Genomic DNA, 23317 nt, shown 5'->3' on the forward strand with positions numbered 1-23317 from the left:
GTTAACAGTGAGCGTAAAAATTCATTACCAAAATACGCATTTCATCACCAGCGCACCCGATATTCGTCACCTGCCGGAAGACGAAGGTGTCGAAATTGCGTTTGCAGGACGCTCAAACGCTGGTAAATCGAGTGCACTTAACCGTCTAACTAATCAAAAAAGCTTAGCCAAGACATCAAAGACACCTGGTCGTACGCAATTAATCAACCTTTTCAAAGTAGAAGAAGGTTGTCACATTGTCGATCTACCTGGATACGGTTTTGCTCAAGTACCGGTAGAGATGAAAAACAAATGGCAGAAATCTTTGGGTGAATACCTACAGAAACGCGAGTGCCTAAAAGGCTTAGTGGTTCTAATGGACATTCGTCATCCAATGAAAGATCTCGACCAACAAATGATTTTCTGGGCCATCGATAGCCACATTCCTGTGCAGGTTTTGCTAACCAAAGCAGATAAACTAAAAAGTGGTGCACGCAAACAAACTCTACTGAAAGTTCGTAAGCAAGTAGAAACTTTCGGTGGTGACGTTTCTGTTGATGTGTTCTCTTCACTGAAAGGATTAGGTGTCGATCAGCTACGTGCAAAACTGGATACCTGGTTTGCACCAGCACTAGCGCACCTGATAGAAGAAGACGAACAAGAGATACCAGCGAGCGATGAAGAATAATTAACAATATTTGTTAAATTTCTTCGACACGGCCCTGCCATTTGGTGGGGCTTTTGTTTATCTGAACTAAATAACAGGCAATAAAAATCCCCGCCTTCCTGGCAGGGATAACGGGAGAGAAAAATTGGTAATTATTGTTATGTGACGAAGCATTGCTGAACTGAGATTCGATTTCAATAGGTTAAAAAGCGCTCTTGTTTCCTGTGCATCACCAAACATTCACTCGAAAAACACCCAATAGCTTTACAATTCAGACAGTTAAGCCAAGCAAAGCTTCAAAAAAGATGTAACTTAGTTTCCTTCAAGAAAAAATAATAGTGTGACTGGCGTAAATTTACAGGATGAATAACGCGATAAATTTGAAGGAAAAATCGAGATTTTGCAGTGATTTAGAAAGGTCAAAAAAGAAGGTTTCTGAAGGATTACTTTAAGCTACTGATCCAAAAGAATAATTTTCTTTCGTCCAATAAAAAACGCCCCAGTCAAAAACTGACTGGGGCGGCTGAATCAGCCTAATCCAATAACGTGAAACAAAAGGTCTGAAAGATAGAACATCTTACCTCTGTACCCTACGAGTATTAATGTACAACAATTGGTCAGAATTGCAAAGAATTTTTGTAGTTTTTTTTCATGAAATTTTTATTAAGCAACATCAAAGTTAACTTTGCGCTAGCTTTTTTAATCTCAAAAAAAAGCCAGCGTTTGTGCGCTGGCTCATAATTAATTGGTTATTTTGGTCTAAAAGTGACTAATGAGCTTGATCCCAGTTATCACCGTGACCTGCTTCTGCAACCAACGGTACTTTTAGCTCTGCTGCAGATTCCATCAATTTCTGTACTTTACTTTCAATTTCGGACAATGATGACTCTTCAACTTCAAAGACCAATTCATCGTGTACTTGCATTAATAACTTCACACGACCATTGCCTTCTTCCTGAATCCACTGATCAACCAACAGCATCGCTTTCTTAATGATGTCCGCAGCCGTACCTTGCATTGGTGCGTTGATTGCCGCACGTTCAGCAGCTTTACGACGCATCCCGTTGCGCGATTTGATTTCTGGTAAATGCAAACGTCGACCAAAAATCGTTTCAACATACCCTTTATCTGCTGCCGTGCTGCGTGTGTCTTCCATGTACTGCATCACGCCTGGGTAACGTTCAAAGTATGTATCCATGTACGCTTGAGCCTCACCACGAGGAATGCCTAATTGCTTCGCCAAACCAAACGCACTCATGCCGTAAATAAGACCGAAATTAACCGCTTTCGCACGACGACGTTGCTCACTTGAAACGTCTTCAATAGAAACACCCATGATTTCTGCTGCGGTTGCCGCGTGGATATCTTTGCCATCACGGAATGCATCCAATAACGCTTGGTCACCAGAAAGGTGCGCCATGATACGAAGTTCGATTTGCGAGTAGTCGACCGCTAAGATTTTATGCCCTGATGGCGCGACAAACGCTTGACGAATACGACGGCCAGCTTCGTTACGAATTGGAATGTTCTGTAAGTTCGGATCAGTAGAAGATAGACGACCCGTTGCAGTCACTGCTTGGTGGTAAGAAGTATGCACGCGCCCCGTTGATGGGTTGATCATCTTCGGCAGTTTGTCGGTGTAAGTTGATTTTAGCTTCGCCAAACCACGGTATTCCAAAATCAGTTTTGGTAGTGGGTAGTCTAGCGCGAGTTCTTGCAGAACTTCTTCATTCGTCGATGGTGTGCCTGATGGCGTTTTCTTCACAACCGGTAAACCCATTTTTTCAAATAGGATGGCTTGTAATTGCTTTGGCGAGTTCATGTTAAACTCTTGCTCTGCAATTTCGTACGCTTTCTTTTCAAGCTCATCAAGGCGAGCGGTAATCTCGACCGACTGCGCACTCAGCTTCATTTCATCGATAAAGACCCCAGTGCGTTCAATGCGCGAAAGAACTGGCACCAACGGCATTTCAATCTCTTCGTAAACTGTCTTCAGGCTTTCATCCTGCTCGATATTAGCAAACAAGCGATTGTGCAGACGAAGGGTCACATCCGCATCTTCTGCCGCGTATGGCGATGCTTGTTCCAGTTCGATTTGGTTAAACGTAAGCTGATTTTTGCCTTTACCTGCAATTTGCTCAAAAGAAATGCAGCTGTGCTGTAGGAAGCGAAGCGCCAAGCTGTCCATATCGTGTTTACCGCCGACACTGTTGTAGATATACGATTCCAACATCGTGTCGTGCTTGATACCTTTTAGCTCAATGTCGTAACGAGCGAGTACAGACGCATCATACTTTAAGTTTTGACCGACTTTTGCTTTCGCTGCATCTTCAAGAATTGGCTTCAGCTGTTCTAGTACCCAATCACGATCAAGCTGTTCAGGCGCATCTAAATAGTCATGTGCAACTGGCACATAAGCCGCAATACCTTCATCGACAGCGAATGACAAACCAACTAGATTCGCTAGCATGTAATCTAGGTTATCGGTCTCCGTATCAAATGCAAACAGCTCAGCCGTTTGAAGTTTATCTAGCCAAGCATTGAAGGTTTCTTTATCCAGAATTGTTTCATATTGGCTGCGATCGATTGTTACCGCAGAAGTTTCCATCTCGGCTTGAGAAGAAGAAGCTTGTGAAGATCCTGCAAGCTCTACGGCCTCCACTGATCCAGAACCGCCTTCAAGTAGTTCATTCAACCAAGATTTAAACGTCAGTTGGCCATACAGCTTCACTAATTCGTCTTTATTTGGTTCCGCTTTCAGCAATGATTCTGGCGTTTCCTCAAGCTCAACATCCAATTTGATGGTCGCGAGCTCATACGAAAGCATGGCATTTTCTTTGTTGTCGATGAGCTTTTTCGCCATGGTTTTAGAACCACGGAAACCAAGCCCTGCAATATCATCGAGGTTTTCATACAACTTCGTCAGACCACCAATACCTTGCAGTAGTGCGGTCGCTGTTTTATCACCGACACCCGGTACACCAGGAATGTTATCTACTTTATCGCCCATCAGTGCTAAGTAGTCGATGATCAACTCAGGTGGAATGCCAAACTTTTCAACCACACCTTCACGATCCATTACGACGTTCGTCATGGTGTTGATCAAGGTAATGTTATCATCCACTAGCTGCGCCATGTCTTTATCACCAGTACTGATCAATACAGGCATGCCCTTTTGTGATGCTTGGTATGCTAACGTACCGATGACGTCATCCGCCTCGACGCCAGGAACACAGATCAGCGGCAAACCCATTGCACGAATAACATTGTGTAATGGTTCAATTTGACAACGCAGGTCATCCGGCATTGGCGGACGATTAGCTTTGTATTCTGCATACATATCATCACGAAAGGTTTTTCCCTTTGCATCGAAAACCACCGCGATGCGCTCAGACGCAAACTGACGCATCATGCTGCGTAACATGTTCACGACGCCGTAAACGGCATTAGTTGGAATTTCACCATTGCTCATGGTGCCCGGGTAGGCGTGAAAAGCGCGATATAGGTAAGAAGAGCCGTCGATAAGGATCAACGGATTTTCAGGAATACTTGCCATAATTGTCTGTATCCAATTCAGTACTTGAGAGATCTGCCTAGGATGCCATGACTGCTGATCCGAATCTATCTTGTTCGCTCGATCTAGGTCGCGTAAATTTTTCCGACTTTATTCACGAAAACACCAACCCCTGTGGATAACTCTGTTTATAGAAATTATCCACTGGTTATCCAATAACAAAAACACAAGAAAACATCGACTCAAACCATTGATTTATAATAACAAATTCGCACAACGGCGAGAAGATCAACGTTCCTAAAATGATCATCGCATGTGGAAAAGATATTAATAGTGACGTCAAATAGAAATCGTAGAAAAGAAAAAAGCGACCCGAATGGGGTCGCCTAGCAGAAGTGGTAAAGCAAATTCTGTAAATAGAGCAGCTTAACCAAGAAGCTATAAATTACACTGGAAGCAATGTGAGCAATGTCGTGTCAAAAAGAATTCGTGCAAGTTCTCGGAAAAATGTTTCATCACTTCTCAACTTTCAGTTAATTAACTTCTGTTAATAAGTCACTCAACGTCCTTGTGAACTTTCCTCATTCCCTAAGACAGGTTTAATAATAATGATTCTCATTTCGTAGTCAACAGTTAAATGAGAAAAAATCTCATTTATTTTCACATTGCTTTAATGAAATGCACTCGAGATTCTCGAAGATTTACTTTTTCTTCAAATTTTTCAATGATGTAGCCATTTCTCAATAACAAACGAAGCATAGCAGGAAACTGGTTTCGAGATTTCACTTTTAATGTGTTGTAGCCTTGTTCTGCCACCCAATCCTCTTGAGCTTCCAAAAGCAGTTGTGCCACGCCTTCATTTCGAGCTTCAGGGACAACACCACCTAACCAGCTATAGAAAACACCATCCTCTAATTCGTAACCTATTTTGAAGCCGACAATCGTGCCATTTTTTTCTGCAACGAGGATTAAACTGTTTTTCTCTTCTAAACGTTGAGTCATGGAGTCTACCGTTTCTCCTTTCGAAAACTCGGTAACACGTGCCACAACTTGAAGTGCTTCTTCCAATGTGCCTTCACGAATCAGCATTGTCATTATTCTCTTCTCCAAAATAAAAATACCCAAGCACCTTGGATTGTTACTGTTGTAATCCGCCTGAGGTTACTTGGGTATATACAGACGAACAACTCTTGTTGGTCTGGTATTTCTCACTGAGCGATAATTACTCTTCTGTCGCTTCCGGAGTACGATTTAGGTGTTGAGCAGTTTGTGCATTCTCTTCTGCCAACCACTCAGCAACGTCTTTCGCAAAGTACGTTAAGATGCCATCTGCACCTGCACGTTTGAAGCACAATAGTGATTCCATCACAATTTCACGCTCTTTGAGCCAGCCATTCATGATCGCCGCTTTATGCATCGCGTACTCGCCAGAGACTTGATAAGCAAATGTCGGTACTTGAAGTTCAGTTTTTACTCGGCGAACTACATCTAAGTATGGCATACCAGGTTTAACCATCACCATGTCCGCACCTTCATTGATGTCTAGCGCCACTTCGTGAATCGCTTCATCAATGTTTGCTGGGTCCATTTGGTAGTTTTTCTTGTTGCCGCCTTTTAGATTTGAAGAAGAGCCAACCGCATCACGGAATGGTCCGTAGTAGTTCGATGCGTACTTAGCCGAGTAAGCCATGATTTGAGTATGAATGTAGCCCGCGTTTTCTAATGCTTCGCGGATCTTACCAATTCGGCCATCCATCATGTCTGAAGGCGCGACTACGTCAGCACCCGCTTCTGCATGAGACAAAGCCTGCTTAACCAATACTTCTGTGGTTTCATCATTCATTACGTAGCCATCTTCATCGATGATGCCGTCTTGGCCATGTGTCGTGAATGGGTCGAGTGCCACGTCTGTGATTACACCAATTTGAGGAATGTGTTCTTTAAGTGCTCGTACTGCTCGCTGAACCAAACCTTCTGGGTTGTAGGCTTCAGTAGCACATAAGCTTTTAGCGTCTTGGTTTACGACAGGGAAAAGCGCGATTGCTGGAACGCCTAGATTTGCAAGGTATTGTGCTTCTTCTAGCATTAAATCAATCGACAAACGCTCTACACCCGGCATGGACTCCACGCTCTCACGACGATCTTTACCCATAAGAATGAACATTGGGTAAATCAGATCATTAACAGAAAGTTGGTTCTCAGCCATCAAACGACGACTAAAATCGTGCTTACGTAAACGACGCATACGGCGTGCAGGGAATGGACCTTGAATTGATACAGACACCATTTTCTCCTTGTCTGGACGGTTATGATGATCAAATCATCTGGTGAACAAAATCATATCACTCTTGATGCATGTTGCGAGTGACAATCTGGAAAAAGGTAATGAAAAAAACTGAAAATGACCCAGCACTCACACTCAAGTATACTTCGAATACGAAACCAACCATGAAGCACAGAGAGTAACGATGATCGATACCCACGCGCACATCTATGCCAGCGAATTTGATAACGACCGCGATGAAGTAGTACAACGCGCCTTAACGCAAGGCATTAATAAAATCCTGTTGCCAAACATCGATCTGGACTCAATTGAGCCCATGCTAAAAACCGAAGCGGCGTATCCAGACGTGTGCCACTCAATGATGGGGCTGCACCCTTGCTATGTGGATAACAACGTTGAGCAAACGTTGGAGATCATCCGCGGCTGGTTTGAGAAACACAAGTTTATTGCGGTGGGCGAAATCGGTATCGACCTGTATTGGGATAAAACCTATCGTGCTGAGCAAGAAATGGCGTTCGTAGCTCAACTTAACTGGGCAAAAGAGATGGACTTACCAGTCGTTATCCACACTCGTGATTCAATTGAAGAAACACTCACTTTGCTAAGACAAGAGCAAGATGGTCGTCTGCGTGGTGTATTCCACTGTTTTGGAGGCAGCTTAGAAGAAGCGCAAGCAATCAATGAGCTAGGCTTCCACTTAGGCTTGGGTGGCGTATCGACCTTTAAGAATGGCGGGATGGATAAAGTCATTCCACATTTGGATATGCAGTGGGTCATTTTAGAAACCGACTGTCCATATTTAGCGCCTGTGCCACACCGTGGTAAACGTAATGAACCAGCCTACACTTCTCTCGTTGCACAACGTGTTGCCGACTTGCGTGATGTCGACATCGCAACCATCGATGCCATAACGACTGAGAATGCCAAAAAGCTGTTTAATATTTAATTCACGAGAATTGAAAAAAGCGACGAAATCAACGTCGCTTTTTTATCACCTAAACTATTGAATGAACGATTCAACCCGTTGAAATAGTAGAACAATCCATACAAAATTATTGATAAACATAATAATTAACTAGCAACTCTACTTACTTCTCATATCGTCACTTTACTTCGTCCGCTTTGCAAAACTGTCGACAACTCGACACATTATTTTTCTATACTGATTTACGCCCATTAATTAGCACAAATGTAAAACAGCATGAATATGGAAGTTGAAGTGTGTACACATGGTGCTTACTTACAACGCGTACCGCGCAGTTTTTTTCAAAAGCTGCTGGGCATCAAGGAAGTATACGTATGCACAAAATGTGGTTACGTCATGAAAGTTAAGTAATTAGCCCAAGAAAAAACCAACCGCAAAAAAAGCGGCTCAATTGAGCCGCTTTTCACATCTAGATTAGCCTTATTCTTCGGTTTCCGCTTCTACTTCTTCGCTTCGACGAGTATAAAAACGCGCGAAGAACAAACCGACTTCAAACAGTAAACACATCGGAATAGCGAGTAAGGTTTGCGAGATCATGTCTGGTGGCGTTAACACCATACCTACGACAAACGCAGCCACTATAATATAAGGACGTTTCTGTCTTAAATCTTCTGGTGTAGTGGCCCCAGTCCAACACAACAAAATAATCGCAACAGGCACCTCAAATGCGATACCAAACGCCATAAATAGCGCCAGCACAAAGTCGAGATAACTCGAGATATCAGTTGCAAACTCTACTCCACCAAGAGAGATGGCGGTAAAGAAGCCAAACACCAATGGAAATACCACGAAGTAGGCAAATGCCACTCCACAGTAGAACAATAGCGAACTAGAGAACAGCAGTGGCATGATCAATCGACGTTCATGCTTGTACAAACCTGGCGCTACAAAGGCCCACACTTGATACAAAATAAACGGCACCGCAATAAATACCGAAGCAATTAACGTCAGCTTAAGTGGCGTAAAAAAAGGTGACGCTACATCCGTAGCAATCATGGTCGCGCCTTCAGGTAGACGTTCTACTAAAGGTGCGGAAACAAACTCGTAAATGTGGTTAGAGAAATAAATTAGTCCGACAAACACGACCAACACTGCGAGGATTGAACGCAGTAGTCGGTTGCGAAGCTCCAACAAATGACTAATTAAAGGTTGTGTCTGCTCGACGGTAGACATGGCAAACCTCTTATTAAAAACCAGATCAAAAAGGAGCTACCAATCACTAGTAGCTCCTCCTAATGAGACTATTCGGCTTTCTTATCTGCCGCTGTAACCTTGCTCTCTTGCGCTTTCACGGCCTCTTCGACTGCTGGCTCTGTTTTTACAGGCTCAGCCTCTGAATCGGTGTTCTTTGCGTAAGGACGATTTACAGATTGCGCTGCCTTCTTCAACTCTTCAACTGAAGATTTCAACTCAGGGGACAAATCATCCATCCCCATTTGTTCTGCTTTGCGCAAGTTTTCTTGCAGCTCTTGGACTTTCAGCTCGTGTGACAATTCGTCTTTGACGCTATTTGCCATACTCTTAGCGGCACCGATAAAGCGAGACACGCTGCGAATAGCATGAGGCAAACGCTCCGGCCCAAGAACGACCAGACCAACAACAGATATTAATACCAGTTCCCAAAAACCGATATCAAACACGTTTTACGCCTGCTCTTTGTCTTTTTTCGTTTCAGGAGCAGCTTCTTTTTTCTGCTGCTCTTCTAGACTTTTTGGTTCGAAGTCTGCGTCTTTGTCATTTTTCGCAGGTTCATCTTCGCTCATCGCTTTTTTGAAGCCCTTAACGGCACCACCCAGATCGCCACCGATACCGCGTAGTTTCTTTGTTCCGAATAGCAATACAACAATTACAGCAATGATTAGAAGTTGCCAAACACTGATACCACCCATTCTCTTTACCTCGGGTCTTTAAACAAACAAAAATATTTCAAGAGTTTAACGTCTATTGACGATAAGCTCGCCAACTAAGCAGCCAAAATGTGACACCTGCGATACCGCAGGCCAACGAAAGCTGCTCAAAAGCATCGTTCACCAATATTGCCGAGCATACGACTAAAGTCGCGCCAACGCCAAACAAAAACTTTCCTGTCGCCTGCTGGCGCTTGCTCTGGCGATACCCTTGATAAAGCTGATCCATACGTTGATTCATCGCTTTACCTTGTTTCAGGCTATCGTAAAGTAGCTCTGGCAGTTCAGGTAATTTCTCTGCCCAAAATGGTGCGCGGTCTTTAATCGCATTCACTAGAGCTTGCGGCCCAACTTGATTCATCATCCATTCCTCCAGGAATGGTTTTGCGGTCTCCCACAAATCAAGTTGAGGATATAGCTGCCTACCAAGCCCTTCCACGTACAACAGCGTTTTTTGCAACAGTACAAGCTGTGGCTGAACCTCCATATTGAATCGACGTGCCGTGTTGAACAAATTCAACAACACATGACCAAAGGAGATTTCGCACAATGGCTTAGCAAAAATAGGCTCACACACAATGCGAATCGCGAACTCAAACTCATCGACATTGGTATCCGCAGGCACCCACCCTGAATCCACATGTAACTCCGCCACTCGGCGGTAGTCACGATTGAAAAACGCCAGGAAGTTTTCCGCCAGATAACGCTTGTCTTCGCTATTAAGTGTACCAACGATTCCGCAATCTAGCCCTATCCACATTGGGTTCTCTGGATGTTCGGGTTTGACGAACACATTACCCGGATGCATATCGGCATGGAAAAAGCTGTCTCGGAACACCTGAGTGAAGAACACACTCACACCGCGTTCCGCGAGCAATTTCATATTGGTGCCATTTGCTTTCAAGCCTTCAATATCAGAGACTTGAATGCCATATATTCGCTCAGAAACCATGACAGTTTCATTACTGAAGTCGGGAAAAACTTCAGGAACATACAATTCTTCGCTGCCCTCAAAGTTGCGGCGCAACTGAATGGCATTCGCCGCCTCACGTCGCAAGTCGAGTTCATCAAGCAGGGTTTTCTCGTACTCACGCACGACTTCAACTGGTTTTAAACGACGTGCTTCAGGCATCGCTCCGGCGACTATACGCGCCATTCGGTGCATCAGTTTTAGATCTGAATCAATGACTGGGCGAATATCTGGGCGGATAACCTTTAATACCACTTCTTGGTTAGTGTCTTTTATGCGCGCAGTATGTACCTGAGCAATCGACGCAGACGCCAGTGGTTTGATATCAAACTCGGTAAACCATTTTTCTAACGGACCACCTAATGCTTGCTCCATCTGCTTTTTTGCCAACTCGCCATCAAAAGGCGCGACTTGGTCTTGAAGTAAAGCTAGGGGATCAGCGATATGCGGAGGAAATAAGTCACGGCGCGTCGACATCATCTGACCGAACTTAATCCAAACCGGCCCCAGCTCTTGCAGTGCTAAACGCAGACGTTCACCGAGTGGTTTTTCTGGGTGCTTGTTCTTAATCCAAAACAAGCTTTTGCGCAGTAAAAGCGGAGCTTTGGTCAGTTGGTGATCGGGAAGCAGCTCATCTAAGCCGTATTCCAGTTGTACTTTGGCGATGTGGTATAAGCGCTTTAGTTCTGCTGGCGTCATGGTTTCTCCAATGCAGGCTTATCTGCATCCAGCTTATTCAGCAAAGCCGTTAAACGAGCTTCAATGCGAGAAGCCTGGCTGCGAACCTCATCAACTTGGTCGCAGAAATAGGCCACTTCTAACGGAGCGGGAGCCAGTTTCCATTCTTCAGTCACTACTTGCGCAAGATGACGTTGGTGTTTTTCTGCTTGAGACGCAAGAAAGTTGCCGATGTTTTTTGAGCCTTGCACAAAGGTATGTGCGGCGACATCGCCAGTCACGCGAGACAACCACTCTTCAACATCTGGTTTGCAATCCACCATCAACTGAGAGAATTTCTGCGCCAATTGAATATCGCCTTCGAGTTCAAGTTTATCTTGTTTAATAAGACGAGTGATGTTGGCCTGATCGCGCAGCTCTGGTAACACACTCAAGTTGAGCGATAGATAGCAGTTAGGCTGCCCTTCGTAATGACCAAGCACATCAATTTGCTGACTAAAAACAAATGTCAGTGTTTTATTGATCTCTTTCAGGTGAACTTGAATAACTTGACCTTTTAGACGCGCTAAACGACGGCCCAATGCAGGGTCGTCTTTGATCAGTGTATTCAGTGACGTTTCAATCACAGCGGTGATAAGTGGTTCAAATGGCATGCCGTTAACCCTTAGAATTTATAACCGCGATGCAAAGCCACAATACCACCAGTTAAGTTGTAGTATTTGGTGTTTTCAAAACCTGCGTCTTGCATCATGCCTTCCAGCGTTTCTTGGTCTGGATGCATACGGATTGACTCCGCTAGGTAGCGGTAACTCTCTGAGTCATTCGCAACTAGCTCACCGATTCTCGGCAACAAGTGGAATGAATATGCGTCGTATACTTTCGATAACGGCTCTAGCACTGGTTTTGAAAATTCCAACACCAATAGACGGCCGCCTGGCTTCAGTACGCGGAACATTGAACGAAGCGCTTTGTCTTTGTCTGTCACATTACGCAAACAAAAACTGATGGTGATGACATCAAAATAATCATCAGGGAACGGCAGTTCTTCTGCGTTGGCTTGAACGTAATGCACGTTACCCACAATACCGTTGTCACGCAGTTTATCGCGACCAACGTTAAGCATTGAGTTATTGATATCGGCAAGGATGACATGGCCTTCATCGCCAACAATGCGCGAGAATTTCGCCGTCAAATCACCCGTACCACCACCTAGGTCAAGAATACGTTGGCCAGGGCGAGCACCACTACAATCGATAGTGAAGCGCTTCCAAAGGCGGTGAATACCACCAGACATCAGGTCATTCATGATGTCGTATTTTGTTGCCACGGAGTGGAATACTTCGGCAACCTTAGTCACTTTTTCGTCTTTTGCCACTGTAGAGAAACCAAAGTGAGTGGTTTCATTCTCTAACGCTGTATTGGATTGCAAACTTGTGTCCGTCATTCTAATTCCTCTTAGGCAGCGCTTTCCTCTACGGGGCGTTTGTTGACAAATAAAATCGCCCACTGCACTGCGGGCGATTAGTTTACTTTATCCTCAGCCGGATGTCTTTCTACTAACGGGTCATTTTCTGAAAATGCATCACTCTGCGCTAACTGCGCGAGGTCGGAAGAAATCGGTCGTTTAATTTCAACTCCCAAGTGTTTAAAGCTTTCGGCTTGGCGAATCACATTTCCGCGCCCTGTGGCAAGCTTGTTCATCGCACCTTGATAGCTTTGATTCGCCTTATCCAGCGCACCACCGAGCCCCTCCATGTCGTCTACAAACAATCGTAATTTGTCGTAGAGTTTTGTCGCACGCTGCGCAATCATTTTGGCGCTTTCATTTTGGCGTTCATTGCGCCATAGATTATCAATGGTGCGCAGTGCCACCAGCAACGTTGTTGGGCTCACCAAAATGATGTTTTGCTCCATCGCGTCTTTGATCAAACTTGGATCGGCTTGAATCGCGACTTGGAACGCCGGCTCAACCGGGATAAACATCAGAACATAGTCCAAACTCTGAATACCTTTGAGTTTGTGGTAGTCCTTCATGCTTAACCCTTTGATATGTGCACGTAGAGCGGCTAAATGCGCATTCAAAGCCTGATCGCGCTCAGCATCAGTTTCAGCGTTGAAGTAGCGCTCATAGGCAACCAGCGCCATTTTAGAATCCACAACCACTTGTTTGTTTTGTGGGAGATGAACAATGACATCAGGTTGGTAACGCTTGCCTGCTTCATTTTGTAAGTTCACCTGAGTCTGATATTCGTGCCCTTCACGCAAGCCAGATTCGGCAAGTACCCTAGCGAGCACCACTTCGCCCCAGTTACCTTGTTGTTTGTTGTCCCCTTTCAACGCTTGGGTCAAATTAACCGCTTCGCGCGTCATTTGCTCGTTCAAACGTTGCAGGTTTTTCAGCTCATGCACTAGGGTATGGCGCTCTTTAGCTTCTTGGCTAAAGCTGTCATTAACGTGCTTTTTGAACCCTTCTAACTGTTCTCTAAGCGGTGACAACAAGCCTTCTAAACTCTGACGGTTTTGCAAATCGACCTTCGCGGTTTTTTCTTCAAACAGTTGATTTGCCAAGTGCTCAAATTGTTGTTTCAAGCGTGCTTCCGCTTGTTCTAAAATTTGCAGTTTTTCGGCATTAGCTTGGTTAATTTGCTCATGGCGAGCTTGCTGTTCACGCAGTTGCGTTTCTAGACGTGATTTGTGTTCACGCATTTGACCAAGCTCATCAAAGTATTGCTGGCGCTCTTGCTTTACGGCCTCGAAGTAACGCAGTTTTTCCATAGCTGCCATCAGCTTTCCGTGCGTTTGACGCACTTCAAACGCGGCTTTATCGCGCTCATCATCTAATTCATCCAACTCTTGCTGGGCATCGGCAAGGCTTTGCTTGACCTGTTCAAGTTGCTGTTGATGAAGCTGTTTTTCTGAAACAAGTTGTTGCTCGAGAAGCTGAGTTTGGGTGATAAAACGCTGTTTCACCCACCAACCGGCAGCGACACCACTAAGCGTGGCAGCACAAAGAGAAGAGAGAATGAGAGATTGGTACTCAAGAATCCATTGCATAATAGCGAGTTAGCCTGTGTTTTGTATCTATAACAATGGTATTTAGACACTGGATAAATGTCCAGTTTGTTGGATGAAAAATCCTCGCATACACTAGGCCTTCCTATAATATTCTTTCTTCCGCTCAAATTATCCAAACCGAGCGGCACATCATCACGCAGAGGCATCATGAACGAGCGTCGCGCCCTAGGATTTGGGCTCTCAGCAGTATTACTTTGGTCTACCGTTGCAACCGCATTTAAACTCACGTTGGCAGAATTTACGCCGATTCAAATGCTATGCATTGCCAGCATCGTCTCTGCGATTGCGCTAACAGTAATCTGTGGTGTGCAAGGTAAACTGGGCCAGTTAAGCGCTACATTTTTCTCAAACCCTTGGTATTACCTACTGCTTGGGTTGATTAACCCTTTGGCGTATTACGTTATTCTGTTCAAAGCATATGACTTGCTGCCCGCATCTCAGGCTCAAGCGATCAACTACAGCTGGGCCATCACCTTAACGCTAATGGCCGCTGTTTTCTTAGGACAAAAGATCCGTGGTAAGGACTGGCTGGCTTGCGGTTTTAGTTATGTCGGCGTGATAGTGATTGCCACACAAGGAAATCTTTTAGGCATGGAATTTGAGAGCCCGTTGGGTGTTGGTCTTGCGCTGCTATCAACGCTGCTGTGGGCCGGTTACTGGATTTTAAATACCAAAAATAAGGCCGACCCTGTGGTTGGCGTTCTGCTCGGCTTTTTGGTCGCTATTCCATTCGCCATTGGTTTAAGTCTTTATGAAGGTGCGAGCTGGCAGGCAATCTCAATTAAAGGCTGGGCAGCGGTGACGTATGTCGGACTGTTTGAAATGGGGATCACTTTCGTTTTGTGGCTGAGCGCACTCAAATCAACGCAAAACACCGCGCGTATCAGTAATCTGATCTTTGCTTCTCCATTTATCTCACTCATGTTGTTAGCTACCATCATCGGCGAAGAAATTCATCCTTCAACCTTGATTGGCCTGGTATTGATCATCAGTGGCTTAGTCATTCAGCAAGTCTCATGGGGCAAGAAAACCAAAGCGGTAAACGCTTCTTAATCACCTATCCAAAGCCCTAAAAAACGATGCAATAAGTTGGATAAAAAAGAGATATAGATAACATTTTAATGATAGAAAGCACTTTACGCTGCTAGGATTTAGCTACGCGTTGGATACGATACTCACAAAGCCCAATAGCTTACGCTAGATTCTAATATAATTACCTTTGGGCGATTTAGGACTCGTTATTAATTATGTTTCGCTTCGCTATTCCTTCGCCTTTGATGGCAGACTGGCAACACGTTCTGCGACAATGCTGTGATGTAACTCAAGCTCAGGGACAGCTTTATACTCTGAGCGATACTCAGCAGTGGCTATCGACTGAGGTGTCCACCTCAACCCAAAATCATCGTGCTATCATCGATGTGATAACGCAAGTTGTCGATCACTTTACGCCGACAGATTTTACAGTTAGCCATACCCCCTTTGAAGAGCAAACCTTGAGCATTGGACCGATTTGGCTACCTAATGGCGAATTGCTTGCCGTACTGACACTGACTCACCCTAATGATCAATCAACGGTTGTTTCGGCATGGCTAAGCGCAATCGCGGGGCGGATCAGCTTTGATATCAACTTGCACTGTCAGCAAGAACAAACGCGACATCAAAGCGCGGAAATAAAGCCAACACCAACACTACAAGAGTTTATCGACTGCCTTGAAGACCACGTATGGATAAAAGGCATGGATGGTCTTTATTCGATGACCAATCGAAGCGTAGAAAACGCGTGGCAAAAAACCAACAGTGAAATCATTGGAAAAGACGATTTTGCCCTGTTTAGCCATGAACGTGCGGAAAAATTCATTGATGCCGATAAATTGGTGGTAGCCACTGGCACGCAAAATATTGTTGAAGAATGCCGTCAAATTGATGACAACAATAACCCCACTTGGCTAGAAACCATTAAGTCTCCTGTCCGTGATCATGCGGGAAACTTAATCGGCATTCTGGGGATGACACGTAACATCACCCGCCGAAAAATGGTAGAAACGCAGCTCTCCTTAGCGTCCCAAATTTTCAACAATTCGCAAGAAGGCATGGTCATTACAGACCGCAATGCCAACATCATTGATGTAAACACGGCTTTTACCCAAATTACAGGTTACCGCTCTGAAGAGGTGATAGGAAAAAACCCACGAATTCTGCGCTCAGGCCATCATGATCAAGGTTTCTATCAACAGTTGTGGCATCAACTCGAAAACAAAGGCCAATGGAAAGGCGAATTCATCAACAGAAAGAAAGATGGCAGCATTTATCCGCAATTAGCGACCATTAGCGCCGTAATGGACGATAAAAACCACCTTATTAACTACATTTGTGTGTTTGAAGATATCTCTGTGCGTAAGGCACACGAAGAAAAGCTGCAGCGCATGGCTTTTTACGATCCATTAACCAATCTACCTAATCGCACCCATTTACTCAGCTTACTCGAACAACACATCGAAACCGGACACAAAAACCAGCAGACGTTTGCCACCCTATTCTTAGATATCGACCATTTCAAACACATCAACGATAGCATGGGCCACTTCTGTGGTGACCAATTGCTGTCTAAGTTAGCGATTCGTCTGCAAGATGTTCTTCACCTCAATGCGCATGTGGCTCGCATTGGCGGCGATGAATTTGTGATTATTTTGCCAGACATCCATAGTGATGTTGCCTTACTGGAAACCGTCGGCGATATTCTAGGCGTATTCCAGCAACCATTCGACTTGGCAAACCACGACTCACTTCGTGTCTCGACAAGTATTGGTATTGCCTTGTACCCAAGAGACGGTCAAGACAGTGAAACCTTACTGAAAAACGCAGACACCGCGATGTACTTAGCGAAGAAAAATGGACGCAACGGCTACGCGTTTTACTCACCGGATTTGACCGATAAATCCGTATCCCATGTACGCATTCAATCCGCTTTGCATCAAGCAATAGAAAAACAACAACTCCGGTTAGAATTCCAACCGCAATACAATTTGGAACAAAATACGATTGTCGGCGTGGAAGCTTTATTACGCTGGCAGCATCCAGAGTTTGGCCTTGTACCACCAGCAGACTTTATTCCAATTGCAGAAAAAACAGGGCTGATTCAAAGCATTGGTGAGTGGGTGTTACAACAAGCTTGTTTGCAAGGTAATGCTTGGCTGGACCAAGGCATCGAGTTTGGCAAAATCGCCGTCAATGTTTCTGCGTTGCAGCTTCAGCAGTCAAATTTCATTCAGCGATTAAGTACTATCCTCGATAACACCGGATACCCTGCCCAACGGTTAGATTTGGAGATCACAGAGAGCTTTTTACTGATCGACCCTCAACAAGCCATTGCATCGTTAAATCAATTACGAGAACTGGGTATTGAGATTTCTCTGGATGACTTTGGAACTGGCTATTCGTCTTTGTCTTACTTGAAAGGTTTGCCAATCAACAAACTGAAAATTGACCGCTCATTTGTCAGTGATGTCCCAAGTAATAGCGACAGCAACGCGATTGTGAATGCCATTATTGCCATGGGAAAAACGCTGTCGTTGAAAGTCGTCGCGGAAGGGATAGAAACTCGGGAACAAGCCGATTATTTATTCGAAAAAGGCTGTATTTATGGTCAGGGATATTTATTTAGTCAGCCAGTGAGCGCTGAAAAACTGTTTCGTTGAACCAGCTTGACCCTCAAGTCACTCTCGCGGTGCCACGTCCGCGGAGGTGATTTGCTTTGCTTGATTTTGGGTTGATTGGCATAGCTCTAGGCGATCAACCAAAATATTGATACAAACCAGTAACGGCACACCGATCAATAGTCCCATTCCGCCCCAAAGCCAGCCCCAAAAAACAAGCCAAACAAAAATCACTAACGGGTTTAAGTTAAACCTTTTCCCCAATAGTGTTGGTGTAACAAACTGACTTTCAATCAAATTGAGCAGTAAATAGATAGACACCACCGTCAGCATAAAACTGACCGACTCCAACTGAAGATAAGCAACAAAGCCAAAGCTCACCATGGATATGACAGGGCCGAGGTACGGCGCAAAATTCATCACGCCTGCAAATGCGCCCCATAGAAATGGATCTTCAAGGCCTAGAACAAAAAACACGGCCCCGACACTCAACCCCAGCCCAGCATTCACTAAAGTGATGGTGCCAATGTATCGAGATAGGTCTTTCTGTAGCGCTTTGACCAACTCAATCGCTTGGCGCTGTTTGGCGAACCCATGTAAGTAAGACACTGACTTTCGAAATAAGCTTCGTCCATGATTGAGCATAAAGTAAACCATAAACAGCACGATCATCGCTTGTGTCAAAATCGTCGGCGTAGTGGTCGCGAGCGTTTTTACCAAAGAAAATACGGTGTTGTTCCCGACCTCATCCATACTCATATCGTTGGCGATATTCAATGGAGTATTAAGGTGATCAGCCGAAGCTTTAGTAACTTCGCTTACTTCTTGCGACACATTTTTCACGATACTGGGCAGCTCAGACCACCATTGCTTGGCGGGCTCCGACATGGCGGCAAGACCAATAATTGAGGCGCCAACGAGGAATGACAGCGTCAACACGACGGTAATAGCACGTGGTAAACCTTTGTCTTCAAGATAATTAATGAAAGGGCTGCACAGCAGAGAAATAAAGGTGCTAAGCACAATAGGTAACAATATTGGCTTGGCAAAATACAGCCCTGGGACGAGTAACAGGACGAGAAGCGTTGCACCAATCGCAGTGTTGGCAGGAATGTTCAATTTCGCTGTCATAATAAGCTCAGAATCGGTAAGAAAATTTGCGGTGAAATCCGCTATTAGAGTGGTTCGCCCTCTGTCGTCGCAGCGTTGCTTACTTGTGTTGCTGCATTTCCATTTTGCTCCGCACCTGACTCATCCAGAGAAGCTGCCGCGACCGGCTTTGTGAGCGAATCGGTAATATCAGACACGCTGCTAACCAATAGCCCCATTGACGAAATAGAAGAAGTCAGTCGAGACAATCGACCTGCTTTTGCTGCGGTAACGGCAACGACAGCACTAATGCCTAATGTCGTCCAAGGGTTTTCTCTCACAAACTTCTTGGTGGTAAACGTGAACATTTCCATCGACAAACAGCATTGCTCTAGAGACGCTTTACCTTCCATCCGCTTGATCCGCATGGCTCGATTGAGCTTTTGTAGCGAGCGCATCCCACCCCTCCTGTAATTGTTCTGTCGTATTTTTGAATCCAAGAAATCCAACTAAACGCTTCTGCCACCAGGCTAAAGCAAATAATGCCAAGCCTAATGATGTGATAAATACACCCACGGCAACATACACGTTGGCAGTTAACTGATAAGCCACCACCCCAGAGGCAAGGCACAAACTGAATACGAACAATACCGACAATAGAGTAAAAACAACGGTACACAGCAAAATCTGACGCACTGCGGACACGTTAACTTTCATCTCCAAGAGGAACAAATCCAACGTTGAACCTGACCATACTTTTAGCGATTTCGTCAGTTGGTCCAATTGCGCAAGAATGCTGCTCAAACCATTAATGGTTTGTTGGATATCCTGTTCTTCTGCCCCATCAGGGGCTCGGCCGCTGTCTGAAGCCGCCGAGCCTGATTGCTGATTGGTAACTTGCCCTGAGTTATTCATGTGAAGCCTCGCCTTTCTGTTGTGTGGCTTAATCCTTGGTGACCACTATTATTTGATCAGCTTCGAAACCGCCCAACCAGCAAGGAAGGCACAACCTATGCTCAGCAATGGGCGCTCCTTGATTACATTTTCTGCCGACTTAGTCGCCTGCTGAACTTGCTGCGCACCTACATCCAGCTTCTCTTTGGCTTGGTCTTTCATCGTGCCAACAGCTTCCGTCGTGGCTTGCTCCGCTAAGTGATATGCTTCTTCTAACTGCTCTTGAGGTTTTACTGTGCTTTCTTTTGTAGTAGCCATAACTAGCCTCCATTAATGAGTTGAGTAGTGAATCAAGTGAAACAATGTTTGACCTCACTTACTCCCTACAAAGCCATATCCATGCCAGAATTTTAAGTTATTGTTTTTTTTTGATTTTATTTTTATTTCGATAAAAAGCCGTATCTGTACGTGTAATTCTTTCCAGGCTTTCCCGCCATTCTTGTAATTTTTTCTTAGCGCCTTACCGACTGTTAGCAAGTTATTGCAAAACAAGATATTAAGTCACTGATTAATAAGACTTAAAATTCATTGGCATACAACCTGCAACTGAAGACGAAACATCGTGTTTGTATTCCATACGCTCAAACACCCCTATCACCAGTAAATAAGGAGTGGCATATGAAAAATGAAAACATCGCCTCAATCATTGAGCTTATCGAAAGCGGAAATGAAATTTACAACAAGGCCATCGAGAACATTGACAACACTTCTTTGAATAATGTGTTGGTAGAACTGCTCAGAGTACGTGAGCGTGCAGTCATTGAGCTCACTCCCTACTCTCTAGCAAGTAACAATGAAGAATCTGCCGACGACACTCCGGTTTCCTACACCATCAAGGCGCGTGAGGTCTACAGCGACGTGATGAAGGAAGTGTCCTCTGACAAAGAGTCTATGTATTTAGAACAGCTTGAAGGTGTCGAAAGCAAGGTACTCAAAGAGATTGAGAATTTGATTACTTCCCACCCAGAGCAGGCGGATAACTCGGTTCTGCTGAAAGTTCGTAGCGATATAAAAAGCTGCAAAGAAAAACTCAGCAGCATCAGCCTTATTAGCTAAAACTTGGTGGTCGCCTTTGCAATAAAGCTCGGTATTGATCAAAGAAATGGCCAACTTGCTTTGGCCATTTCTGACAAGCCCACAGGCGCATTAACATAACCATCACGAGAAATGTCCCACGACAATAGTCATAAATAAAGAGGTCACTATGACATTGGATAACAATCGAGTAAGGGAGCTACTCGTAAAAATGACACACCATCGCCAAACGTGTTTGCCTCTCGTTAACCCGCAATCACATATGACACTCGCAAGAGCGGCATATCGATTCGTGAAAATAGAAAAAGTGATGATCAAAAAGATGGCGAAGCTGTTTTTCGATCAAGATGGTGAACAATTCATTGCAGAAAATGCCACCGAATACGGCGTTGCCGAGTTAGGTAATTACAAAGAAATGCATTTTATGAATAAATTACTGTTAGATGATTTAAAAGCCCTGCTTAGAGCCATTGACGACACCAACTTAACCGCACTTGTTTCTTATTGGTTAGCTGCTTTACAAGTTGAAAACGATGAAATTGAAAAGCACTTACCTCAGGGTGAGTAATTATACTCGCCCTTCTTTCTTCACTTTGTTTAACCCTCATCCCCAATCAACCTAGTAAAAGGTACAGATAGAAAAAAGCTGCTGCATCTACTACGCAGCGACCTTAATAGCCTTTTTTACGACGCACACCAAATCATCAAACAACACAGAAAAAGCGCCATGTAGAATACGAAGCAAATGGCGCGTTATCCGCGGATTTCTGTGTTAAAGCGAAGCTGATTTACGTCTCTGGCTTGGAACAAATACGTTCAATGACTTTGGACGCAGCTTGATTGCCAGTTGCTCATCAGAATACAGTTCACCATCAATCACATATTCAATCGGTTTATTCGCAGAAATAGTGACGCTCTGAGCCGTCGCGTATTGAAAATGTGTCGATTCTTCCTGTGCGCCTACGCTCGTTAATGTCAGATCCGACAATGCGATAAGACGTCCGCCTAAAGACTCGGTGTTATCTAAATATGTGATATGCAGCTTGCCATCATCAGGCTGCGGCGCATCACCACCTTGGGCAAGCAACGTACTAAATGGAGCGATATTCGCAACGACAAAGCTATGGACTTCAAGCGTTTGTGTATTATTGTCGTGGTTTCCATCTTCAGTTGGATCGTCTAACGAAACGGTTAAAGCTTGCGTTTCTTCCGCCACTACAGCATTAAAAAAGCCGGTGAGGTAAGCGAGTTGTCCAAAAACATTTTTCTCTTCTCGCTGAGCGTGCTCGATCATTTTCTGTTCTAGCCCAATACCTAAGACCAACAAAATAAGCCGCTGATTACATTCCGCAGTATCAATACGTTGGCAGTGTCCGCCAAGCAACGCTTCACACGCTTTTTCGACCGGTGAGAATTTTGCGCCAACGCCATAGAGCACATGACATAACGCATTGGCAGTTCCGAGCGGAACAATACCGAGTTTTAGGTCGGTATCCACCAATTGGCTCGCCACCTCTGTTACTGTGCCATCGCCACCAGCTACGATGATTTGCTTAGCTCCACTTTCTTTTGCCTGTTGTGTTAGCTGCTCGGCGCTGAGGTTTGTGGTGGTTTGATGAATACTCAAGCGATATTTTTTGGTTAGTTCACGAATCAAGTGCTGTTCGTTTTCCTCCCATTTGCCGCCACCTGCAACAGGGTTAACCACCATCCAAGTGGATTGATCCAGCCCCAGTACGCCTTTTTCACTGATCGCTTGTAACGTTCTAACCTGTAATTTATTCAATCTCGCGGTACTGCGTACGTCATTGATTTTTTTCATCACGGATTCAACCGTCAGTGACGGGTCTTTGCTCAGTAAATACGCCGCCACAACAAACACTGAACGACCGCGCCCTAACGCACAATGCACAACCACAGCCCGCGAGCACGAGATTTGAGTATCAATCCAGTTAATCGCATGGCGCAGGCGCTCTAGCGTTGGGGCTTTGTGGTCGAGTACCGGAATCGAAAGGTAATGAAACTGCTTGTCGGTCATCGCGCTTTCAAGGCCTGCAAATTCTGCGGTGACATCGACAATACAAGAGATTTCATTGGATTCGAGAAAATCTAAGTCACTCTGAAACAAACGGCGAGATAGGTATAAATTGTCGCTGACTTTTTGGATTGGAGGCACTGTATCACGCCGTCTTTCCCAGGCGTTATACGCTCTAGCCCCCAATAGAAATGGGATGAATGCCCAGCGAATCCACCTGACAATCTTGCCATCTTGGTTTTTTCTAAAAATAGAGGGAATGTCGAATACGTAGGCTACGCTGACCAACGCTAAAGAAAGCGATATCCATAAGAACAGCAAACTAACGATAATTTGAGGCGTATAGATAGCGGCCAATAAACTGATCAGAGCGCCAAGAATATAATATTTGATGATAAACATTCGCTCTCCTTGCCTTCAGCGAGTGCACTTTTTAGTGGAAGTTAGAATACGCGGGGGATTGAGCTTGGATACATGAACTTTAGTAAACGC

The 23317-nt window shown here is 44.7% G+C and carries 21 protein-coding genes; 6 read left to right on the forward strand and 15 right to left on the reverse strand.

The genetic code is table 11. The annotated features are described in order from the left end of the window. The first annotated feature begins 7 nt into the window (after positions 1 to 7). Complete coding sequence (yihA, locus tag R7Z78_RS14225; protein ID WP_017635019.1) at positions 8 to 667, forward strand: ribosome biogenesis GTP-binding protein YihA/YsxC; 660 nt, start codon at positions 8 to 10, stop codon at positions 665 to 667. A gap of 748 nt (positions 668 to 1415) precedes the next feature. On the opposite strand, the gene polA is transcribed toward yihA, so the two are convergent. From polA to hemB, 3 genes are all read right to left on the reverse strand, one after another. After that, entirely contained in the window at positions 1416 to 4202 is a 2787-nt protein-coding gene (gene polA / locus R7Z78_RS14230; protein ID WP_005379246.1) for a DNA polymerase I, read from the reverse strand. A gap of 618 nt (positions 4203 to 4820) precedes the next feature. Continuing rightward, on the reverse strand, positions 4821 to 5255 hold the full coding sequence (locus R7Z78_RS14235; protein WP_005379245.1) for a GNAT family N-acetyltransferase: 435 nt from the start codon (positions 5253 to 5255) through the stop codon (positions 4821 to 4823). A 127-nt stretch (positions 5256 to 5382) separates the two neighbouring features. Next, on the reverse strand, positions 5383 to 6444 hold the full coding sequence (gene hemB / locus R7Z78_RS14240) for a porphobilinogen synthase (RefSeq protein ID WP_031777176.1): 1062 nt from the start codon (positions 6442 to 6444) through the stop codon (positions 5383 to 5385). A 184-nt stretch (positions 6445 to 6628) separates the two neighbouring features. Here hemB and R7Z78_RS14245 point away from each other — a divergent pair, with 184 nt between their 5' ends. Next, complete coding sequence (locus tag R7Z78_RS14245; RefSeq protein ID WP_005379240.1) at positions 6629 to 7390, forward strand: TatD family hydrolase; 762 nt, start codon at positions 6629 to 6631, stop codon at positions 7388 to 7390. Between the two features lie 459 nt (positions 7391 to 7849). On the opposite strand, the gene tatC is transcribed toward R7Z78_RS14245, so the two are convergent. From tatC to rmuC, 7 genes are all read right to left on the reverse strand, one after another. Beyond that, positions 7850 to 8602 carry a twin-arginine translocase subunit TatC gene (tatC, locus tag R7Z78_RS14250; RefSeq protein ID WP_005379234.1) on the reverse strand — a complete coding sequence of 251 codons (753 nt, stop codon included), beginning with the start codon at positions 8600 to 8602 and terminating at the stop codon, positions 7850 to 7852. A 68-nt stretch (positions 8603 to 8670) separates the two neighbouring features. Beyond that, entirely contained in the window at positions 8671 to 9069 is a 399-nt protein-coding gene (gene tatB, locus R7Z78_RS14255) for a Sec-independent protein translocase protein TatB (protein WP_017635021.1), read from the reverse strand. 3 nt (positions 9070 to 9072) lie between these two features. After that, a complete protein-coding gene (gene tatA, locus R7Z78_RS14260; protein ID WP_005382958.1) occupies positions 9073 to 9318 on the reverse strand; it encodes a Sec-independent protein translocase subunit TatA in 246 nt (81 codons plus the stop codon). Positions 9319 to 9370: 52 nt separating this feature from the next. Beyond that, positions 9371 to 11005, reverse strand: coding sequence for a ubiquinone biosynthesis regulatory protein kinase UbiB (gene ubiB / locus R7Z78_RS14265; RefSeq protein WP_005379226.1), 1635 nt, complete (start codon positions 11003 to 11005; stop codon positions 9371 to 9373). Then, positions 11002 to 11637 (reverse strand): SCP2 domain-containing protein, encoded by a 636-nt coding sequence (locus tag R7Z78_RS14270; RefSeq protein WP_005379213.1) that lies wholly within the window; start codon positions 11635 to 11637, stop codon positions 11002 to 11004. Before R7Z78_RS14270 ends, ubiB begins: the two co-directional genes overlap by 4 nt. 11 nt (positions 11638 to 11648) lie before the next feature. Beyond that, complete coding sequence (ubiE, locus tag R7Z78_RS14275; RefSeq protein ID WP_005379210.1) at positions 11649 to 12428, reverse strand: bifunctional demethylmenaquinone methyltransferase/2-methoxy-6-polyprenyl-1,4-benzoquinol methylase UbiE; 780 nt, start codon at positions 12426 to 12428, stop codon at positions 11649 to 11651. Between the two features lie 77 nt (positions 12429 to 12505). Further along, positions 12506 to 14038, reverse strand: a complete 1533-nt coding sequence (gene rmuC / locus R7Z78_RS14280) for a DNA recombination protein RmuC (protein ID WP_169644342.1) — start codon at positions 14036 to 14038, stop codon at positions 12506 to 12508. 168 nt (positions 14039 to 14206) lie between these two features. Here rmuC and R7Z78_RS14285 point away from each other — a divergent pair, with 168 nt between their 5' ends. Further along, positions 14207 to 15112: a DMT family transporter gene (locus R7Z78_RS14285; protein WP_025768291.1), complete on the forward strand. Its 906-nt coding sequence runs from the start codon at positions 14207 to 14209 to the stop codon at positions 15110 to 15112. 194 nt (positions 15113 to 15306) lie between these two features. After that, a complete protein-coding gene (locus tag R7Z78_RS14290; protein ID WP_169644343.1) occupies positions 15307 to 17754 on the forward strand; it encodes an EAL domain-containing protein in 2448 nt (815 codons plus the stop codon). An 18-nt stretch (positions 17755 to 17772) separates the two neighbouring features. Here the strand turns inward: R7Z78_RS14290 and R7Z78_RS14295 are convergent, their stop codons facing one another. The 4 genes from R7Z78_RS14295 to R7Z78_RS14310 are packed head-to-tail and all read right to left on the reverse strand — an operon-like array spanning position 17773 to position 20013. Next, positions 17773 to 18843, reverse strand: coding sequence for an AI-2E family transporter (locus R7Z78_RS14295; protein ID WP_005379202.1), 1071 nt, complete (start codon positions 18841 to 18843; stop codon positions 17773 to 17775). Between the two features lie 44 nt (positions 18844 to 18887). Further along, complete coding sequence (locus R7Z78_RS14300) at positions 18888 to 19214, reverse strand: hypothetical protein (protein ID WP_086046426.1); 327 nt, start codon at positions 19212 to 19214, stop codon at positions 18888 to 18890. Continuing rightward, positions 19204 to 19716 carry a hypothetical protein gene (locus R7Z78_RS14305; RefSeq protein WP_033905884.1) on the reverse strand — a complete coding sequence of 171 codons (513 nt, stop codon included), beginning with the start codon at positions 19714 to 19716 and terminating at the stop codon, positions 19204 to 19206. Before R7Z78_RS14305 ends, R7Z78_RS14300 begins: the two co-directional genes overlap by 11 nt. 48 nt (positions 19717 to 19764) lie before the next feature. Further along, complete coding sequence (locus tag R7Z78_RS14310) at positions 19765 to 20013, reverse strand: hypothetical protein (protein WP_169644344.1); 249 nt, start codon at positions 20011 to 20013, stop codon at positions 19765 to 19767. 360 nt (positions 20014 to 20373) lie between these two features. Between R7Z78_RS14310 and R7Z78_RS14315 the strand changes: the two genes are divergently transcribed. Both R7Z78_RS14315 and R7Z78_RS14320 read left to right on the forward strand, forming a co-directional pair. Further along, positions 20374 to 20811 carry a DUF2383 domain-containing protein gene (locus R7Z78_RS14315; protein ID WP_005379194.1) on the forward strand — a complete coding sequence of 146 codons (438 nt, stop codon included), beginning with the start codon at positions 20374 to 20376 and terminating at the stop codon, positions 20809 to 20811. Between the two features lie 148 nt (positions 20812 to 20959). Beyond that, positions 20960 to 21358 carry a hypothetical protein gene (locus tag R7Z78_RS14320; protein ID WP_005379193.1) on the forward strand — a complete coding sequence of 133 codons (399 nt, stop codon included), beginning with the start codon at positions 20960 to 20962 and terminating at the stop codon, positions 21356 to 21358. 204 nt (positions 21359 to 21562) lie between these two features. On the opposite strand, the gene R7Z78_RS14325 is transcribed toward R7Z78_RS14320, so the two are convergent. After that, positions 21563 to 23227: a diacylglycerol kinase family protein gene (locus R7Z78_RS14325; RefSeq protein ID WP_169644345.1), complete on the reverse strand. Its 1665-nt coding sequence runs from the start codon at positions 23225 to 23227 to the stop codon at positions 21563 to 21565. Positions 23228 to 23317 lie beyond the last annotated feature (90 nt).

The sequence above is a fragment of the Vibrio sp. 1167 genome, from assembly GCF_033340375.1.
GTDB classification, from domain to species: domain Bacteria; phylum Pseudomonadota; class Gammaproteobacteria; order Enterobacterales; family Vibrionaceae; genus Vibrio; species Vibrio alginolyticus.

Coding starts and splice junctions, on each gene's coding strand:
- polA (WP_005379246.1), bottom strand. CDS start 4,202: ATGGCAAGTATTCCTGAAAATCCGTTGATCCTTATCGACGGCTCTTCT.
- R7Z78_RS14235 (WP_005379245.1), bottom strand. CDS start 5,255: ATGACAATGCTGATTCGTGAAGGCACATTGGAAGAAGCACTTCAAGTT.
- R7Z78_RS14245 (WP_005379240.1), top strand. CDS start 6,629: ATGATCGATACCCACGCGCACATCTATGCCAGCGAATTTGATAACGAC.
- tatC (WP_005379234.1), bottom strand. CDS start 8,602: ATGTCTACCGTCGAGCAGACACAACCTTTAATTAGTCATTTGTTGGAG.
- tatA (WP_005382958.1), bottom strand. CDS start 9,318: ATGGGTGGTATCAGTGTTTGGCAACTTCTAATCATTGCTGTAATTGTT.
- ubiB (WP_005379226.1), bottom strand. CDS start 11,005: ATGACGCCAGCAGAACTAAAGCGCTTATACCACATCGCCAAAGTACAA.
- R7Z78_RS14270 (WP_005379213.1), bottom strand. CDS start 11,637: ATGCCATTTGAACCACTTATCACCGCTGTGATTGAAACGTCACTGAAT.
- ubiE (WP_005379210.1), bottom strand. CDS start 12,428: ATGACGGACACAAGTTTGCAATCCAATACAGCGTTAGAGAATGAAACC.
- rmuC (WP_169644342.1), bottom strand. CDS start 14,038: ATGCAATGGATTCTTGAGTACCAATCTCTCATTCTCTCTTCTCTTTGT.
- R7Z78_RS14285 (WP_025768291.1), top strand. CDS start 14,207: ATGAACGAGCGTCGCGCCCTAGGATTTGGGCTCTCAGCAGTATTACTT.
- R7Z78_RS14290 (WP_169644343.1), top strand. CDS start 15,307: ATGTTTCGCTTCGCTATTCCTTCGCCTTTGATGGCAGACTGGCAACAC.
- R7Z78_RS14295 (WP_005379202.1), bottom strand. CDS start 18,843: ATGACAGCGAAATTGAACATTCCTGCCAACACTGCGATTGGTGCAACG.
- R7Z78_RS14300 (WP_086046426.1), bottom strand. CDS start 19,214: ATGGAAGGTAAAGCGTCTCTAGAGCAATGCTGTTTGTCGATGGAAATG.
- R7Z78_RS14305 (WP_033905884.1), bottom strand. CDS start 19,716: ATGAATAACTCAGGGCAAGTTACCAATCAGCAATCAGGCTCGGCGGCT.
- R7Z78_RS14310 (WP_169644344.1), bottom strand. CDS start 20,013: ATGGCTACTACAAAAGAAAGCACAGTAAAACCTCAAGAGCAGTTAGAA.
- R7Z78_RS14315 (WP_005379194.1), top strand. CDS start 20,374: ATGAAAAATGAAAACATCGCCTCAATCATTGAGCTTATCGAAAGCGGA.
- R7Z78_RS14320 (WP_005379193.1), top strand. CDS start 20,960: ATGACATTGGATAACAATCGAGTAAGGGAGCTACTCGTAAAAATGACA.
- R7Z78_RS14325 (WP_169644345.1), bottom strand. CDS start 23,227: ATGTTTATCATCAAATATTATATTCTTGGCGCTCTGATCAGTTTATTG.